The organism is Flaviflexus salsibiostraticola, from assembly GCF_003952265.1.
In the GTDB taxonomy this organism is placed as follows: Bacteria; Actinomycetota; Actinomycetes; order Actinomycetales; family Actinomycetaceae; genus Flaviflexus; species Flaviflexus salsibiostraticola.
In genome coordinates this window covers 2,009,957-2,026,659 of sequence record NZ_CP034438.1, presented here as the reverse complement: position 1 = coordinate 2,026,659, position 16,703 = coordinate 2,009,957, and the positions used below count along the sequence as shown (strand labels likewise).

13 protein-coding genes are annotated in these 16,703 nt (G+C 64.4%); 7 read left to right on the top strand and 6 right to left on the bottom strand.

The genetic code is table 11. The features are described from left to right. Positions 1–213: 213 nt before the first annotated feature. Positions 214–1,356: an IS1249 family transposase gene (locus EJO69_RS09410; RefSeq protein ID WP_281272838.1), complete on the top strand. Its 1,143-nt coding sequence runs from the start codon at positions 214–216 to the stop codon at positions 1,354–1,356. A 419-nt stretch (positions 1,357–1,775) separates the two neighbouring features. Next, positions 1,776–2,705: a hypothetical protein gene (locus EJO69_RS09405; protein WP_126041291.1), complete on the top strand. Its 930-nt coding sequence runs from the start codon at positions 1,776–1,778 to the stop codon at positions 2,703–2,705. Between the two features lie 101 nt (positions 2,706–2,806). Here EJO69_RS09405 and EJO69_RS09400 read toward each other — a convergent pair whose 3' ends face one another. Together EJO69_RS09400 and ku are read right to left on the bottom strand one after the other, a co-directional pair. Further along, positions 2,807–3,058, bottom strand: a complete 252-nt coding sequence (locus EJO69_RS09400; protein ID WP_281272854.1) for an alpha/beta-hydrolase family protein — start codon at positions 3,056–3,058, stop codon at positions 2,807–2,809. Between the two features lie 164 nt (positions 3,059–3,222). After that, positions 3,223–4,068 (bottom strand): non-homologous end joining protein Ku, encoded by an 846-nt coding sequence (gene ku / locus EJO69_RS09395; protein WP_126041287.1) that lies wholly within the window; start codon positions 4,066–4,068, stop codon positions 3,223–3,225. 94 nt (positions 4,069–4,162) lie between these two features. On the opposite strand from ku, the gene EJO69_RS09390 reads away from it, so the two are divergent. After that, complete coding sequence (locus EJO69_RS09390; protein ID WP_211331412.1) at positions 4,163–6,676, top strand: ATP-dependent DNA ligase; 2,514 nt, start codon at positions 4,163–4,165, stop codon at positions 6,674–6,676. Between the two features lie 81 nt (positions 6,677–6,757). On the opposite strand, the gene EJO69_RS09385 is transcribed toward EJO69_RS09390, so the two are convergent. Together EJO69_RS09385 and EJO69_RS09380 are read right to left on the bottom strand one after the other, a co-directional pair. Continuing rightward, positions 6,758–7,159 (bottom strand): hypothetical protein, encoded by a 402-nt coding sequence (locus EJO69_RS09385; RefSeq protein ID WP_126041283.1) that lies wholly within the window; start codon positions 7,157–7,159, stop codon positions 6,758–6,760. Between the two features lie 93 nt (positions 7,160–7,252). Further along, entirely contained in the window at positions 7,253–8,872 is a 1,620-nt protein-coding gene (locus EJO69_RS09380; RefSeq protein WP_126041280.1) for an inorganic phosphate transporter, read from the bottom strand. A 302-nt stretch (positions 8,873–9,174) separates the two neighbouring features. On the opposite strand from EJO69_RS09380, the gene EJO69_RS12610 reads away from it, so the two are divergent. From EJO69_RS12610 to aspA, 3 genes are all read left to right on the top strand, one after another. Next, positions 9,175–9,768 (top strand): YczE/YyaS/YitT family protein, encoded by a 594-nt coding sequence (locus tag EJO69_RS12610; protein WP_342769238.1) that lies wholly within the window; start codon positions 9,175–9,177, stop codon positions 9,766–9,768. Positions 9,769–9,866: 98 nt separating this feature from the next. Continuing rightward, positions 9,867–10,823: a carbohydrate kinase family protein gene (locus EJO69_RS09370; RefSeq protein ID WP_126041278.1), complete on the top strand. Its 957-nt coding sequence runs from the start codon at positions 9,867–9,869 to the stop codon at positions 10,821–10,823. 220 nt (positions 10,824–11,043) lie between these two features. Next, positions 11,044–12,492: an aspartate ammonia-lyase gene (gene aspA / locus EJO69_RS09365; protein ID WP_245993614.1), complete on the top strand. Its 1,449-nt coding sequence runs from the start codon at positions 11,044–11,046 to the stop codon at positions 12,490–12,492. Positions 12,493–12,589: 97 nt separating this feature from the next. Here aspA and EJO69_RS09360 read toward each other — a convergent pair whose 3' ends face one another. Together EJO69_RS09360 and EJO69_RS09355 are read right to left on the bottom strand one after the other, a co-directional pair. Further along, positions 12,590–15,022 carry a DMSO/selenate family reductase complex A subunit gene (locus EJO69_RS09360; RefSeq protein WP_126041274.1) on the bottom strand — a complete coding sequence of 811 codons (2,433 nt, stop codon included), beginning with the start codon at positions 15,020–15,022 and terminating at the stop codon, positions 12,590–12,592. 191 nt (positions 15,023–15,213) lie between these two features. Further along, positions 15,214–15,978 (bottom strand): hypothetical protein, encoded by a 765-nt coding sequence (locus tag EJO69_RS09355; RefSeq protein WP_126041272.1) that lies wholly within the window; start codon positions 15,976–15,978, stop codon positions 15,214–15,216. Between the two features lie 134 nt (positions 15,979–16,112). On the opposite strand from EJO69_RS09355, the gene EJO69_RS09350 reads away from it, so the two are divergent. Further along, positions 16,113–16,694, top strand: a complete 582-nt coding sequence (locus tag EJO69_RS09350; RefSeq protein WP_126041270.1) for a LytR C-terminal domain-containing protein — start codon at positions 16,113–16,115, stop codon at positions 16,692–16,694. Positions 16,695–16,703: the final 9 nt, after the last annotated feature.

The following is a 16,703-nucleotide window of genomic DNA, read 5'->3' as shown; positions in this document are numbered from 1 at the left end:
CATTAGGTCGGTGTTGAAGTTCGTGCGGCTGAACTTGATGGGTGGACATTTCGTGTTGGCTTGACCCCGACCTTTGGTTGCTTTGACGCGGAAAAGTGGGGGTTGAAGTTGGTTTCACGGGGCCGGCTTATAGGACATTTCGTGTTGGTTTGATCCCGACTTTTCGGCGCGTTCTCACCGAAAAGGCAGGGTCCAAGTTGCCTGATAGGGAGGGTGAACACTCCTTATTGCCGCCCGTGCGAGCAGGCGATGACACGCTATGGAAAGACCAGTACGGGACGTCAGCGCTACCGCTGTGCCGGGTGCAGGACGAGTCGCGTAGCGGCGATCGACACCTCCGCGAAAGACTTCGCCCTGTTCTTGTCCTTTCTGTTTTCCCGCCAGCGCCAGCGAGACCTGCCCGGGGCGGGACGGACCTTCCGTCGGCGCACCGCACGGTTCTGGCAGCTGTGGCCCACCCCCGAGGTGGTCGACGAGGTCCACCGGGTGATCTACGTCGATGGGATCCACCTCGGACGCAGCGCCGTGATCCTGATCGCCTCCACCGACACCCATGTCGTGGGCTGGTACCTCGCACGCAGTGAACACAGCCAGGCCTGGGGTGCGCTGCTGGCCCGGATCGCACCGCCACAGGTAGTGGTCACCGATGGTGGATCAGGCTTTGCCAAAGCCCGCCGGGCGCACTGGCCCACCACGAAGGTCCAGCGCTGTACGTTCCATGCTTTCAGCCAGGTGCGTCGCCAGACCACGACCCGGCCCCGCACTCAGGCCGGAGTGGAACTCTACGGCCTGGCTAGAGCGCTGCTCCACGTCCGCGATAACACCGGGGCCGCGGCATGGCTGGCCGCTTACACCCAATGGCGCGCCACATGGGAGGCCTTCCTGGCTGAGCGCACTCGACTCGCCACGGGGCAGGTCGTACTCACTCACCAGCGTCTGGTCACGGCCCGCTCAGCCCTCGATACGCTGATCCGGACCAAGACCTTGTTCACCTACGTCGATCCCGCCAACTTCCCGGTCGGCGCCTACCTGCACATGCCACTGCCAGCGACGAATAACCGGATCGAGGGTGGGATCAACACTCAACTGCGGGCCCTGCTACGCGATCACCGCGGGATGAGCCTGGACAGGCGGATCAAAGCGATCATGTGGTGGTGCTACATGCACACTGAATACCCTGCCAGTCCCGCACACATCCTCAGGACCATGCCCACCGACACCCAGATCCAGGCCTACTACCGAGCTGCGGCCAGCCGCGGCGAACACGCCCGGGACATCGGCCTGCCGGGCATCGGCACCGCAGCCGTCTGGAACGAGCTGCACCACTCGACCAGCTACATCACAACCTGGGACTGACACCCCTCCGATCAAACAAAACCAACACATTTTGTCCTATAAGCCGCGTGGGGCTCGTGCGGCAGGTCCGCGCGTCGGCCCTCAGTCGCACCACCGTCGGCCTCGCCGGGCCAGAACGGTGGCAGGCGACCAGAGTTGTCACCCCTCTCCCTGCCCCCCGACAGACTCTCCTCCCGCACGGCCTCTCGTATTCCGGACTTCGACCCCCTCCATGCCGCGAAGTTGTCGACTGAGCACTCTCAATCTAGTTGGCGTCTATAACGAGATGTGGCGTGAATTGGCCTTCCATTTCACACGAAACGTCGTACAATGCATTATATTCTTAATGGCTCCTTGTATCACACGCGTACTCGGGGTGCCAAAACAAAAAATATGCCAGCCAGGGCCTGCTGTCCGCTGCCCTCGTAACAGAAAGAGCCATGAAGAAGATTCTCATCTCATGCGTGGCGGCCGCATTCGCCGTCACTGCATTCTCCACAGATTTCAGCCCCTTGCCCGCAGAGCCCGAACCGGCCCCGTCAGCCATCGAAGAGGTTTCAACCTCCACCGCCAGCCCGGTCCCCGACGAGGAGCCGACGCCTGAGACCAAGGAGCCGCCCGCCGAGAAGACGGAAGAGCCGGTCACGATTCTCACCTTCGATGAGCTCAGCCCGGAGATGAGGCAGCTGATCGAGGCCGGCTCGGACGCAGAGCCCGGCTGGCACGGCACCGCCCGCGCCTACTATGACATCGTGCTCTCAAATCCCCGTCTCATCGATGAGGACGGAAACGTCTCGAAGGCCGCCATGGAGACTCACGTCGCATGGGGACAGAGTGTCGCCCAACAGACCGAGGCACCGCAGGCTGCGCCGGCCACCACCGCCTCCTCGGCTGGCGCACCTGCGCCGGCACCTCGCCAAGCCCCGGCCCAAGCACCTGCTCCCGCTCCCGCCCCGGCACCTGCGCCGTCAGGCCGCGCGGCTGCGGAGAGTGTCGCCGCCCAGGTCTGCGGCGCCGCCGTCCAGTGGGAGAACCTCGGCGCCGGTTACCTCGGCATGAATCGCTGGGGTACGAACATCATCCGCCTCAACTCGCACCCGGGTACACCTCAGGGTGCGCTCCGCTTCGCCGCGGCCCATGAGTGTGGCCATGTCCTCCAGGCCCGCGCCTTCAATTACGATTACGCCACCGCCCAGGCTCGCCTCAACGCAATCTACGGAACAAGCGGAACCCGCGGTCTCGAACAGAACGCATCCTGCATCGCCATCTCGCTCGGGTACTCCGACACGACCAGTGCCAGGGGCACCTACAGCTGCGCCGGCCAGAACGGCGCGGCCGCCGCGGCAGTCCGCTCCGGCCGCCAGCCTTGATCCTCGACTGTCCTGCGCGGGCCGGCGGGCCGAAAGTCCAGTCGGCCCGCCGGCGACAGACTGATCCGGCGTTCTCAGGGCGATGAGATGAGCCAGAAATTCTACTCCTCGAAGAGTGGAATCGGCGCATAGGCTTCGATCTCAGCCTGAATCTTCGCCAACACCTCCCTGTCGAGGCCCAAATCGGGCGTGATCTGCTGCCAGCCGGCGAGGGCGACATTGCCATAGTTGTGGCCGTAGGCCGCGGGGACCGCCTCGGAGCCCAGCATGTCGATGAACACCTGTAGCCCCGTCACGATCGGCATCCACCTCATCGACGGGCTGATGTCGGCGCTGCGTTGGCCGGGCTCCAGCCCAGTATGACCGCGACGCGGTCATACGCTCCAGCCCGTGAGGGCATACGCTCAACGTGCTGGGGCGCGAGTCCTGGCAACGGCGAGCGACGGGTTCGCGCTGCACTGAACGATCATGGAGGCTGGACCTGTCAACAGATCGGTCCCGCGTGCGAACCCTTTCCTCACGCACTTTTCGAGGGATTCTTCCCTCCGCTGCCTCGTTTCGACTTGCGCTCAGAGCCGCGCTTCTTATCGAGGGAGGCCTTGAGCGCCTCCATAAGGTCGATGACGTCGGCCTCATCCTCAGCATGCTCCTCCCGCTCCCCGAAGGTCGCGGCCGTGTCGAGGGTGTCTCCTTCTTTGAGCTTGGCGTCGATGAGTTTGCGCAGCTCGATCTGGTACTCGTCCTCAAAGTCCTTTGGTGTGAAGTCCGAGGCGAACTGGTCGACGAGGGCGGCCGACAGCTTAAGCTCCTGGTCGCTGATCTTCGCCCTCGACTTCGCATTCGGGAAGTCCATCTCGCGCACCTCATCGGCCCACAGGAGGCCGTGGAGGATGAGCACCTTGCCGCGGACGCGAAGCGCACCGAGGCGGGTCTTCTGGCGCAGCGCGAACTGGACGATGGCGATACGGTCGGTGTCCTCGAGCGTCTGGCGAAGGAGCAGATAGGACTTGGGCGACTTGCCCTCGGGTTCAAGATAGTAGCTGCGCTCGAACATGATGGGGTCGACCTGGTCGCCCGGCACGAACTGGACGACCTCGATCTCGCGGTTCTCCGCGGAGGGCAGGGATTTCAGGTCCTCCTCGGTGATGACGACCGTGTCCTCACCCTCCTGATAGGCCTTGTCGATGTCCTTGTATTCGACCTTCTTGCCGCACACTTCGCACTTGCGCTCGTACCTGATTCGGCCGCCGTCGGCATTGTGGACCTGGTGGAAACGGATGTCATGATCCTCCACCGCGCTGTAGGCCTTGACCGGAACATTGACGAGGCCGAAGGTGATTGCACCCGTCCACACTGCACGCATGTCGCACAGCCTAGACAGACCGCCCCCTTGCCGAAAGGTTGAGCGGCAAAGACATGGAGTCTACTCTCAGAGAACGCTCGAGAAAGGAACGGCCGTGGCCCACGGGAAGAAGTTCCAGGTTGGCGAGCGCTCACTGTCGGTCACCAATCTGGGCAAGGTGATGTACCCCGAGACGGGGACGACCAAGGCTGAGGTCATCCACTATTACCTCGCCGTGGCCGACGCGATTCTCCCGCTCCTTCGCGGCAGGCCCGTCACCCGCAAGCGATGGGTCGACGGTGTCGGCACCGCCGAGGAGCCCGGCGAGGTCTTCTTCCGCAAGGATCTCGAGGATTCCGCGCCCTCCTGGATCCCGGTCGGCAAGATCACCCACTCGAGTCGCATCAACCGCTACCCGCTCGTCGAGGAGCCGGCCACGCTCGCGTGGTTCGCTCAGGTGGCGGCCCTCGAGCTGCACGTGCCGCAGTGGCGATTCGGCCGGAACGGCCAGCCCCGCAATCCCGACCGGCTCGTCCTCGATCTCGACCCCGGACCCGGCGTCGGGCTGATCGAATGCGCGGAGGTGGCCCGCTGGTGCCGCGAGATCCTCGATGACATGGGGATGGAGACGTACCCGGTCACCTCGGGCTCGAAGGGGATTCACCTGTACGCCCCGCTCGAGGGCGCCCACAACTCTGACGCGATCTCCTCCGTCGCCAAGGAGCTTGCCCGAGCCCTCGAAGCCGACCATGGCGACCTCGTCGTGTCGGAGATGAAGAAGGCGAAGCGAACCGGGAAGGTCTTCGTCGATTGGAGCCAGAACAGCGCCTCGAAGACGACGATCAGCCCCTATTCGCTCCGCGGTCGCCTCAGGCCGACCGTCGCCGCTCCCCGCACGTGGGAGGAGCTCGATGAGCCCGACCTCGACCATCTGGTGATGGAACAGGTCCTCGATCGCCTGGCCGACGGGTTCGACCCGATTGCGCCGCTCGCTGCGGGATCAGAAGCGGAGACGGTTGATCGGCTCACCACGTACAGGTCGATGAGGAACCCAGAGAAGACGGCTGAGCCCGTACCAGCGGATCCCCCTCGACCCCGCACCCTTGACGAGGGCGACCTGCCATCTTTCGTCATTCAGGAGCATCACGCCCGGCGCCTCCACTGGGATTTCCGTCTCGAACACTCGGGAGTTCTCGTCTCGTGGGCGGTGCCGAAGAGCCCTCCGCTCGAGAAGGACACCAACCGCCTGGCGGTCATGACCGAGGACCACCCTCTCGAGTACGGCACGTTCGAGGGCACGATCGCCCCGGGCGAATATGGTGCCGGGGAGGTGACGATCTGGGACGCGGGCGTCTATGAGCGTGAGAAGTGGCGCGAGGGCAAAGAGGTCATCGTTGTCCTCCACGGCAGGCCAGATGGAGGGCTCGGCGGGGTCCCACGGCGCTACGCCCTTATCAACGCTCCGGGCATGGGCGAGGACAAGAATTGGCTTATCCGACTCATGAACGATCAGCCGGACGAAGACACCTCGGCCTCTGACGGCACAGACACGGGCACCTCGAAGGACACGGGGTCTACAACGGCCACGGGTCCCCGGTCGAAGCCCTCGGACAGGCCGCGGACTGACCCCCAGCCGACCGTCAGCGTGAGCGACCTTCCGGCGCCCATGCTCGCCACCCGCGGCACACCCGCTGAGATCGCGCGCAGCATCGCCGACGGCGAGGAATGGGCATTCGAGATGAAGTGGGACGGCTACCGCATCATCACCGGCGTTGACACGGGAGGCGGACTCGCCCTCGCAAGTCGGAACGGCAAAGACCTGACACACGCCTTCCCCGCGGGAATCGAGCTCGTTGAGCTGTTGCAGGGTGAGGCCGGCGAACAGGGCGGAGCAGTCCTCGACGGGGAGCTGGTCGCCCTCGACGAGCAGGGGCGGCCCGACTTTGGGCTCCTGCAGGCCTCGATCAAGGATGGCGAGGCCGCTGAGCTGCGCTATATGGTCTTCGACATCCTCCAACTCGGGCCGCCCGGTCCAGGCGCGGGCCGCTCCCTCGTGAGGACTCCCTACCGCGAGCGCCGGGAGATCCTGCTGGACTCCCTTGCCGCCGGGGAGGCCATTGCCATCCCACCCGCACACACCGGCCGGCTTGAGCTCGCCCAGCGGGTGAGCCGCGAGCTCGGCCTGGAGGGCGTCGTCGCCAAGAGAATCGACTCCACGTATCTCTCGGGCCAGCGAGGCTCCGCCTGGATCAAGCTCAAACTCCAGATCCATCAAGAGGTCGTCATCGTCGGCGCCCGGCACGGGGCGGACAATCCAGACCGGATCAGGTCCCTTCTCGTCGCGGTCCCGGACGGGGAGGGGGATCTGGTCTACGCCGGGCGGGTCGGCACTGGATTCACCCAGGCCCAGCTGGCGGAGATCAAGAAGCGGCTGGAACGGATCAGACGGAAGACTCCGCCGATCGCGGGTATACCCGACGCTGACAGGAGGGACGCGTGGTGGGTGACGCCGAAACTCGTCGCCGAGGTGTCGATTGCCGGTCGGACTCGAGGCGGCAGCGTGCGCCACGCCGTGTGGCGCGGGTGGCGCGAGGACAAGGCACCCGGTGACGTGCGATGGGAGGTCTGAGCAGACCACCACGGGGAGAGGAACGCAGAATCAGTGAAGCCGCAGGCCATCGGCCTGCGGCTTCACTGATTCTGGGTGGGACTACTTTGAGCCGCGGAGCGCGAGTGCAGCGCCGATGGCGAGGAGCCAGCTGTCCTTCGCGAGGGCGATGCCATCGTCCGTCGGTCGGATGCCATCCTCCTGTGTCATGCCCGGGAGCTTGAGGTAGCTGGCGACCATGCCAGCACCGAACGTCGTGAGGGCGAGGCCTGCGATCCGGGTGGGCACGAAGGGTAGGAGGAGGGCCGCACCGACGGCGGTCTCGCCGTAGCTGAGGAACCTGCCGAACTCCTTGGGGCTCATGTTGCCGAGTGCGGGCACAGCCACCTTCGCCATGTTCTGCAGATGCTCGGCAGTGCCCTCGTCCATGCCGAGTTTGCCTACGCCCGAATTGAGGATGAATGCACCGGGAATGCCCCGGAGAATCGCGTTGCTCAGTTTCATGGTTCGTCTCCTACGTTGTCGCTGTCGAATTCCCTCGAGTCTAAGCATGCCTGCTTGGAGAACGCCGGGAAGATTGCTGACAGCTGACACGTATCAGAAGACCATGCGCAGCACGATGACGATGATGGCGGCAAGGATCGAGACGACCGGCAGAGTGACGACCCAGGTGATGCCGATCGACTTCATGAGCTTCCAGTTGGCCGCCCTGTTGACGACGCCGATGCCGAGGACGGCGCCGATGAGGATATGGGTCGAGGAGACGGGCAGCCCGAGGACCGATGCGGCCATGACGACCATGGCGGCCGACAGCTCTGCCGCGAAACCCGACGATGGGTGCATCTTCGTCAGGCTCGTGCCGACGGTGCGGATGACGTTGCGACCCGTGAACCACAGGCCCACGACGAGGGCGACGCCGAAGGTGACGAGCGCGGCCGTGGGAACGGGTGCCATGTCCTCGAGGGTCCCTGTTCGGAGAACGTCGAGGATGGCGACGAACGGACCGATCGCGTTGGCGATGTCATTCGAGCCGTGGGAGAAGGCGAAGGCGGAGGCCGTGAACACCTGCATCCACGAGAACACGAGGAAGGTGGAGCGCTGGAGTGACTTGCGCTTGAGGAGACGGACAAGGATCGACGTGGCCATCCACGCGCCGAGAGTAACCATGGCGAGGATTCCGAACTGCATCTCCGCTGTCAGTCCCAGCTCAAGGTTGGACAGGCCCTTGAAGATCAGCATGGAGGCGATGACGAGTGCGCCGAAGGATGCGAGGGCGGGCACCCACTTCTCCAGGGCCCGGTGGGCGTCGATCTTCCGCGCCTCGCGGTCGATGAGCTCCAGCTCGCGGTAGTACTCGGATTCGAGCTCGTCGAGCTTGTAGTCGCCGGTCTTCACACGCCTCTCGTCGCGCTCGAGAGCCTCCGTGTAGGCCATGCCCTGCAGGTCGCTGAGCACCTCGAAGGCACGCTTGTGCTCCATGAGATGCTTCTGGCGCCGCTGACCCAGCGCCGCCAGCGCTTCGTCCGCCGCGTCGTTGAACTGGAGGATGTGCTTCTTGATCCACCGGTACATGACATACGAGACGAGCCCGCCGAGCAGCGGTGACAGCACCCAGGAGATGGCGATCTGGCCGATCTGGCCCCACTGGACCATGTCAAACGCGTTGTCTGCGCCGGTGACGGCACCGACCATGACGGCGGCACCGACAATGCCACCGACGATCGAGTGCGTCGTCGAGACGGGATAGCCCCTCTTCGAGGCGAAGAGGAGCCAGATCGCGGCGGCGAGCAGCGAGCTCATCATGATGTACATGAAATCGTTCGCGCTCATGGATACCGCGCTGAGATCAACGATGCCGCTGCGCACCGTATCGGTGACCTCACCGCCCGCGATGACGGCGCCGCTGACCTCGAACACGGCAGCGATGAGCAGAGCCTGTTTGATCGTCAGCGTTCCAGCACCCACGGAGGTGCCGAAGGAGTTGGCGACGTCATTCCCGCCAATGTTAAAGGCCATGAAGAGACCGAAGAGCGTCGACAGGAGGAAGAGTGGGACGCTCGCATCCGGGGCAATGTAGTCCAGTCCCCATCTCACAAAGAGATAGAAGGAGACACCCATCAAGAGAGCGAAACCTATATTCCAGCCCGTATTCTTCTCAAGAACGTCACGGAACGCCAGCGTTTCGGCTGAGTTCGGCTTCGGTGATCGGGTCGCCATGCCACTCCACATAACATCCGGCTGGACGCTCTTGTCCAGGTTGCCAGAACGAGTATGTCACGCTCACTTCACCTTTTCGACACCGATGACTCACAGATAGTTCACACTCGTCGACCTCTGACCCTCACCAGCCGAAAACCCAGGTCACAGCCCCGCCAGCCCAGCCTCACGCAGGGACGATCTGGTCACAGACGACGGAAAACAGCACGAAACGGGACTAAAGTCGAACAGTGGTAAAACGTCCCTCCCTCTTCGCCAGGTACATGTGATTCCTCGTCGGCGTCGTCGTCACGGCCTTCGGAATCGCGTTCATCACGAAAGCCTCACTTGGGACCACCCCGATCACCTCGCTGTCCTACGTCGCCAGCTTCCGCTTCCCACCCTCGATCGGCGCATTCACCTTCGTTCTCAACTTCCTCTTCATCGTTCTGCAGGCAGTCCTCCTGCGGCGGCGGTTCCCGCCGATCCAGTGGCTCCAGCTCCTCGTCAACGTCATCTTCTCCGGGTTCATCGATATCTCGCTGTGGGCGCTGGGCTGGATGAATCCAGAGGCGATGTGGCTCCAGCTGCTCGTGGTCGTCATCGGGTGCACCATCCTTGCCTTCGGCATCGCACTCCAGGTCTCGCCCGGCGTGCTCGTCGTGCCGGGCGAGGGCGCGGTCAAGGCGATCGGGATCGTGACCAAGGTGCGTTTCGGGACGGTCAAGGTCATCTTCGACTGGACGCTCATCACCATCGCCGCGATCTGCTCCTTCGCGTTCTTCGGAGAGCTGCGCGGCATCGGCCTCGGCACGGTCATCACCGCCCTCCTCGTCGGCTCCATCGCCAACATCTACTTCCGCCGGCTCTTCTGGCTCGGCACACTCAACCCGCCGCCGCCCCGGCTCGACCAATAATCAGTGTGGCCACAGCCACAACTCGACCATGATCCTGGACTAGTCTGGGTGCAGACGGGTCACCGAGGACCCGTCGCTTTCGAGCAGGAGGAGCGCCAATGATCTCGCCGGGTGAACAGGTTCTATGTGTCGGTGAGGCGCTGATCGATGTCGTCACCCGAGGGAGGAAGACTTCCGAGCACGTGGGCGGCAGCCCGTTCAACGTCGCGGCGGGACTCGCCCGGCTCGGCCACCCCACCTCACTCGCCTCGTGGTGGGGCGGTGACGCACACGGCCACCTCATCGAACGCACAGCGGCGGAATACGGCATCGATGTCATCGACGGCAGCAACCGCGCCGAGCGCACGTCGGTCGCGACGGCAACGATCGACGACACAGGCAGCGCCTCCTACGAGTTCGATCTCCTCTGGGAGGTGCCGACGCTGCCCTCACCGAAGGAGATCTCCCATCTCCACGTCGGCTCGATCGGCGCCACACTCGAGCCGGGCGCGATGGACGTGTTCGCGGCCGTCAAGCGCATGGCGATCCAGGGAACCGTCTCCTACGATCCGAACCTGCGCCCTGCGATCATGAAGCGGCCCGGCCTTGTCAGGAACCGCATCGAACAGATCGTCGGGCACTGCGACGTCGTCAAGGCATCCGATGAGGACCTTGAATGGCTCTATCCCGATACTCCTGTCGAAGAGATCATGCGGCGCTGGGCGGCCATGGGTCCGGCCCTCATCGTCGTCACCCGCGGCCCATGGGGCTCGTACGCGAGGCTCGCGGGCGACCGGGACATGCTCGTCATCGACGCCCTCGATGTCGAGGTGGTCGACACGGTCGGTGCGGGCGACTCCTTCATGTCCGGCCTGCTCTCGGGGCTGCTCGATGCCGGCCTCCTCGGGAGCGCATCAGCGAAGGCTGAACTGCGGCGGGTGCGCTGGCACGATGTTCAGCCCGCCCTGCACCGCGGCGTCGTCACCGCTGGTCTCACCGTCAGCCAGGAGGGCGCCTACGCGCCCACCCGCGACGAGGTCGACAACGTTGTCATCGCCCAGCCGCTCCTGCGCTGACCGCCCGCCCATAGGGGCCGCGGTCAGCCGCGAGCGACAATCGGCCTGCGAACTCGTGCATTCCCACGGGACCTATGGTCGGACCGCGGGGTTCTCGGGACATGCGATCGGCGTTCTGTTTGACTGAAAGTCGCGAAGCATCCGCACCCCGCTCGACCATCCACGGGCGGGTCATACATGCCGCTCGGCCACAAGTCGGGCGATGGAGGAGCACAGTCCGTTGAAGACCAGAACTGAGCGAGATCTGCTCGGCACGCGTGAGATACCCGCAGACGCCTACTACGGCATCCATACCCAGCGTGCCATCGACAACTTCAAGATCAGCCCCCTGACCATCAATAACGTTCCAGCCCTCGTGCGCGCCATGGTCCAGGTCAAGCGGGCGGCCGCCTCTGCCAACAGGGAGCTCCGCACGATCCCCTCCCATATTGCCGACGCAATCCTCACGGCCTGTGACGAGATCCTGGTCGGCGGCCGCTGCATGGACCAGTTCCCGGTCGACGTCTTCCAGGGCGGGGCCGGTACGTCGGTCAACATGAATACGAACGAGGTGGTCGCCAATCTGGCGCTCGAGTCGATGGGGCTCGAAAAGGGCCGGTACGACGTCGTCAACCCGAACGATCATGTCAACAAGAGCCAGTCGACGAACGATGCCTACCCGACAGGGTTCCGGCTGGCACTCTACACGAGCGTCCGCGCGCTCTGGGAGGAGATCGACAGCCTTGCCGACGCGTTCGAGGCGAAGTCAGATGAGTTCGCCGACCACCTGAAGATGGGCCGGACTCAGCTGCAGGATGCGGTGCCGATGACGCTCGGGCAGGAGTTCATGGCCTTCTCCGTGCTCCTTCGTGAAGAGGTCCGCCATCTCGACAGCCTGGCGAGCCTGCTCCTCGAGGTCAATCTCGGCGCCACCGCGATCGGCACGGGCCTCAACGCACCCGAAGGCTATGCCGAGCTCGCAGTTGAACGACTCGCCGAGGTGTCCGGCCTTCCTATCGTGCTCTCCCACAACCTCATCGAGGCGACGTCGGATGCTGGGGCGTACGTGTCGATGCACGCGGGAATCAAGCGCGCCGCCGTCAAGCTCGGGAAGATCTGCAACGACCTGCGGCTGCTCTCCTCGGGGCCGAGGGCCGGCTTCAACGAGATCAACCTGCCGGAGATGCAGGCGGGCTCGTCGATCATGCCGGCCAAGGTCAACCCGGTCATCCCCGAGGTCGTCAACCAGGTCTGCTTCAACGTCATCGGCAACGATGTGACGGTGACGATGGCGGCCGAGGCGGGTCAGCTCCAGCTCAACGTCATGGAACCGGTCATCGCCCACGTCCTCTTCGAATCGATCTCACTCCTTCAGAACGCGACGACGACCCTGCGCGACAAGTGCGTCGTCGGCATCACCGCGAACCCTGAGGTCGGACTCCGGAACGTCATGAACTCGATCGGAATCGTCACCTACCTCAACCCCGTCATCGGCCACCACAACGGCGACCGTGTCGGCAAGGAGGCGGCCCGCTCCGGCAGGACCGTCAAGGAGGTCGTGGTGGAGATGGGACTGGTCGATCCGGAGCGTCTCGACGAACTCCTTTCCCACGACAGCCTCATGAACCCCCGATACCAAGGGGCGATCTATCCCGCGGAGGATCCTGACTCGCTGCCCCGCCCAGAGTGACAGGGTGCCCGCCGGATATCCGGCGGGCACCATTGACAGGGCTGGCAAGAGCCAGGTCCTGGGGATAGGTGTGGCCAGCAGTCTGCTGGCCACACACTCAGGCCTTCTCGACCTGGACCAGGTTGGTGTGCTGGCCGTTGCCCTTCGCGATCGGTGTCATTCGGAGGCTCGTCAGCATGTTGACAGCCCCACCGTGGTCGACGCCGTCCTCATCGAGCTCGATCCAGGCTCCCTGGGGGACGGAGATGACGCCGGGCATGATCCTCGGGGTCACCATCGCGGGTATAGCGATCCGGCCGCGATCGTTGTAGACGTGGACGAGGTCATCGCTCGTGATGTCGCGCGCGGCGGCGTCCTTCGGGCTGATCCACACGCGCTGCTGATGCGCCTGGCGCAGCGTCTCGAGGTTGCCGTAGGTCGAGTGCGTGCGCGCCTTGTAGTGATGCCCGATGCACTGGAGCGGATACTTCTCCTGTGAGCGAGCCTCCTCCGGACCCTCACGGGTCGCGACATACGCGGGAATCGGAGTGATCTCATCGCCGGCGACCGGGTCCGGGAACTCCCACGTGTCCGCCATCTCCGCGAGCGTGGACGAGTAGATCTCGATCTTGCCCGAGGGTGTGGCCAGCGGGTTCGCCTCCGGATCGTCGCGGAAGCTCTTGAGCGGCACGGTCGGTCCATCCGGGCTTGTGTACCGGAAGACGCCCTTCTCCTGGAGCTCGTCGAAGGTGGGGAACATGCCGGGGTTGTTCTCGCGGGCGGTGTCCTGAACCCAGCGGGCCCAGTCCTCGCTCGTCTCCTTCCCCTCAGAGAACTCATCGCCCACACCCATGCGCTTCGCGAGCTCGTACGTCACCTCGATGGAGGAGCGGGATTCATACAGCGGCTCGATCGCCTGGGCTGCCATGATCTCGTACGCCATATCGCCCGTGTACTCGGAGGGGACGATGTCCCACCGCTCCGCGGTGGTCGTGTCCGGCAGGACGAGGTCGCACAGCTTCATCGACGCGTTCATCTGGTTGTCCATACCAACGATGAACTCGCATTTCGTGTCATCATCGAGGATCTCCCGCGTCCGGGTGATGTCGCCATGCTGGCTGGCCAGCATGTTCGAGCCGTAGACGAGCATGAACTTGATGCCGGTCTCGAGCCGGTCCTTCCCCTGGACGCCGTTGGCGAGCGCCGTCATCTCCGGCCCGTGGTCGATCGCATCCGTCCACGTGTAGCAGGAGATGGTCGTCGCGACCGGGTTCACTCCATCATCGAGCCACGGGGTCGACGGCCAGAGGTAGCCCTCGCGTCCGCCCGTGCCGCCGCCGGGGATGCCGACGTTGCCGGTCATCGCCGCCAGGAGGTAGATCGAGTTCGCCTGGTTCTCGCCATTGGCGTGGCGCTGCGGGCCCCAGCCCTGGGCGATGTTGACGGGCTTCGTCGTGGCCACGTCGCGTGCGAACTGCCTGATCTGGGACGCGGGCACACCGGTGATATCGGCCGCCCACTCGGGAGTCTTCTCGACACCGTCGGGGCCCTTGCCCTCGATGTAGGCGCGGTAGGAGGCGTTCTTCGGAGCCCCCTCCGGCATGTGGTCCTCGTCGAAGCCGACGCAGTACGTGTCGAGGAAGTCCTGGTCCTGGAGGTCTTCACTGATCATGACGTGCGCCATGCCTGCCACGAGGGCGGCATCGGTTCCCGGCCGGAGGGCGATCCAGTCATCCGCGAGGACGGCGGCACTCTCCGAGTAGCGGGGATCGACAACGATCTGGCGGACTCCGGCCTCCTTGGCCAGGGTGGCTGTGTAGAGAACACCGCCGCCGGACATGCGGGTCTCGAGGGGGTTGTTGCCCCACCAGACGATGAGCCGCGAGTTCTCGATCGAGTCCTCAATCGAGTTCGAGATCTGCTCGTCCGGGCTTCCGTAGAAGTATCGCGTGCACTGGGAGATCTGGAGATAGCTGTAGTTGCCGTAGTAGCCGAGGTAGCCGCCGAGCAGGTTGAACAGGCGGCCCCACCCGCCGGAGTTGGCGATGTGGGCATTCCACACGCCGGATCCGTACTGCTTGTAGACGGCCTCCGGCCCGTACGTGTCATACGTGTACTGAAGCTTATCGGCGAGGAGGTCGAGTGCCTCGTCCCACGAGATCTCGACGAACTCCCCATCGGAGCGCTTCGCGCCGACTCTCTTGAGCGGCTTCTTGATGCGGTCAGGGTTGTAGATGCGCTCGCGCATGTTACGGCCGCGGACGCAGGCCCGGATCTGTCTGTTCCACAGCGTGTCATCGCCGGTGTTGTCTGGAAGCACCCGCACGACCGTGCCGTCCTTCACCTGCAGACGCAGCGGGCACCGCGAGCCGCAGTTGACGACACAGGCCGACCAGATGGTCGCGTCGACATCCTCATCGCCGTTCTCGCCCCGCGCCTTCGGCATTCCAAGATGGGCTGCGGTGGCGACGAGCGCCGTCGAGCCGCCCGCAACGCCGGACCACTTCATGAATGTTCTGCGGCTGACTCCATTGTCGATCGTCGTAGACATTTGTCCCCGTTCCCTCGTGTTTTTTCCCAGAGTAGGGACGAAGTGGACGGAAGCCGTGTGCTGAAGGTCCCCCAATCAGAACACATCAAAAGCCACTTCTCGGGATTTACGTTCATCACCGATGACGTTATTCGGAGGGATTCGGAAGCCGGTCGCTTCCCGGAACAGAGACGGCGGTTGCGGAGGGCTTGTCAATAGCGCGTGTCCCAGATCGTCTCGTAATCGGCGATCTTCCACTGCCCGTCGACCTTCTCAACCGTGTAGGTCGCGTGGAGGAGGGTCTTCTCGATGAACGCACCCTCCACTCCCCCGGGCCCCCACACCCGGGCGTCGAGGGCGACGAGGTGGCTGATGATGAGCTGCTCGCCTTCCTCCTCAAGTGCCACGAGATCGACCGAGAGGTTCTGAAATCGTCCGAACCGTTCGGGTTTACCCCGGTCCCATCCGTTGTCCGTGTAGAGCAGGGCGAGGGACTGATTCGGCTCGCCAGTAGTGAGGAGCCCGGTCCGAGCACGGTCGGGATAGAGGAACAGGTCTTCGTGCTCGTCAAACCACGCCTCGGCGCCGCCAACCGAATAGTCGAAGGCGAGCTCGGATGTGGCGAGCTCCTCGGCCGCGAAGCGGCCCGTGAGGAGGAGCGCCTCCTCGAGCTCATCGGCGGAAACGCCGACGTCGGCTTCGGAGACGATATCGGGGCTGTAGATGCCCTCGTAATCGTCCGGCATGATCAGCCTGCGGAACGTCCCATCGTCGTTCGCGAACTCCTCCCCGAGCCGGAAACCCGGGTTGAAGGGGGCGATCGGAGCCTCGCCCCCCGGATCTTCCACTGCGGAGCCGCCTGAGACGGCTGCAGATGATCCGCCCTCGAGGAGGGTGCCCGTCGCCTCCTCATCGGCGATGGACCCGCATCCGCCAAGGGCGATCACTGCTGTCGCCAGCAGGAGCCGTAGTCTCACCGATCCGTTCCACATCTCCCCTATCGTAAAGCGGTGCCTCAGCACCCTCACGGGCAGCGCTGGGGAGCCCTTCCCTTGAGCCGGCCTCCCATGTCGCATCCCCCGCCAGAGACTGGGTGGGTTACCGTTGGAGGGTGAACGACAATCCTCGGATCAGCTACCAGCGGCGGCTTCAGCAGCGGCAGACCGTCATCTTCGGCAGTATCGCCATCGTCCTCGCCCTCCTCATGCTGGTGAGCATGCTGTGGTTCTCAGGAGTCCTGCCCTCGCCGTTCTCCCGGGAGTTCTCCTCCCGGCCGGATGATGCTCAGAGCAATGTCGTCCCGTGCCTGCCGGAGGGGACCCCCTCGGTCGAGTATTCGACGATCACCGTCAACGTCTACAACGCCTCGAACAGGACCGGTCTCGCCAGCTCCATCAGCGGGCAGCTGATCGAGCAGGGCATCACCGTCTCCGAGCAGGAGAACTGGGGCGGCGCCGAGCCCGGTTCGCCGGTCGTCATCTACTCATCCCAGAACGCGCTCGGCCAGGCGTACACGGTCGCCCGCTTGTTCCCCTCGGCCGTCGTCCTGCTCGATGGCACGACGGAGACCGAGGTTCTCGACATCGTGCTCGGTCAGAGCTTCGGTGAGATGAAGCCGCAGGAGGAGCTCGCGCAGCTCGGCCCCGGCCAGGAGCTCACCAGCCCCGAGGACTGCGTCGTCGTCGACCGCTGACGGCGGTTG

Coding starts and splice junctions, on each gene's coding strand:
- EJO69_RS09385 (WP_126041283.1), bottom strand. CDS start 7,159: ATGAAACTGAGCAACGCGATTCTCCGGGGCATTCCCGGTGCATTCATC.
- EJO69_RS09380 (WP_126041280.1), bottom strand. CDS start 8,872: ATGGCGACCCGATCACCGAAGCCGAACTCAGCCGAAACGCTGGCGTTC.
- EJO69_RS09405 (WP_126041291.1), top strand. CDS start 1,776: ATGAAGAAGATTCTCATCTCATGCGTGGCGGCCGCATTCGCCGTCACT.
- ku (WP_126041287.1), bottom strand. CDS start 4,068: ATGCGTGCAGTGTGGACGGGTGCAATCACCTTCGGCCTCGTCAATGTT.
- EJO69_RS09370 (WP_126041278.1), top strand. CDS start 9,867: ATGATCTCGCCGGGTGAACAGGTTCTATGTGTCGGTGAGGCGCTGATC.
- EJO69_RS09360 (WP_126041274.1), bottom strand. CDS start 15,022: ATGTCTACGACGATCGACAATGGAGTCAGCCGCAGAACATTCATGAAG.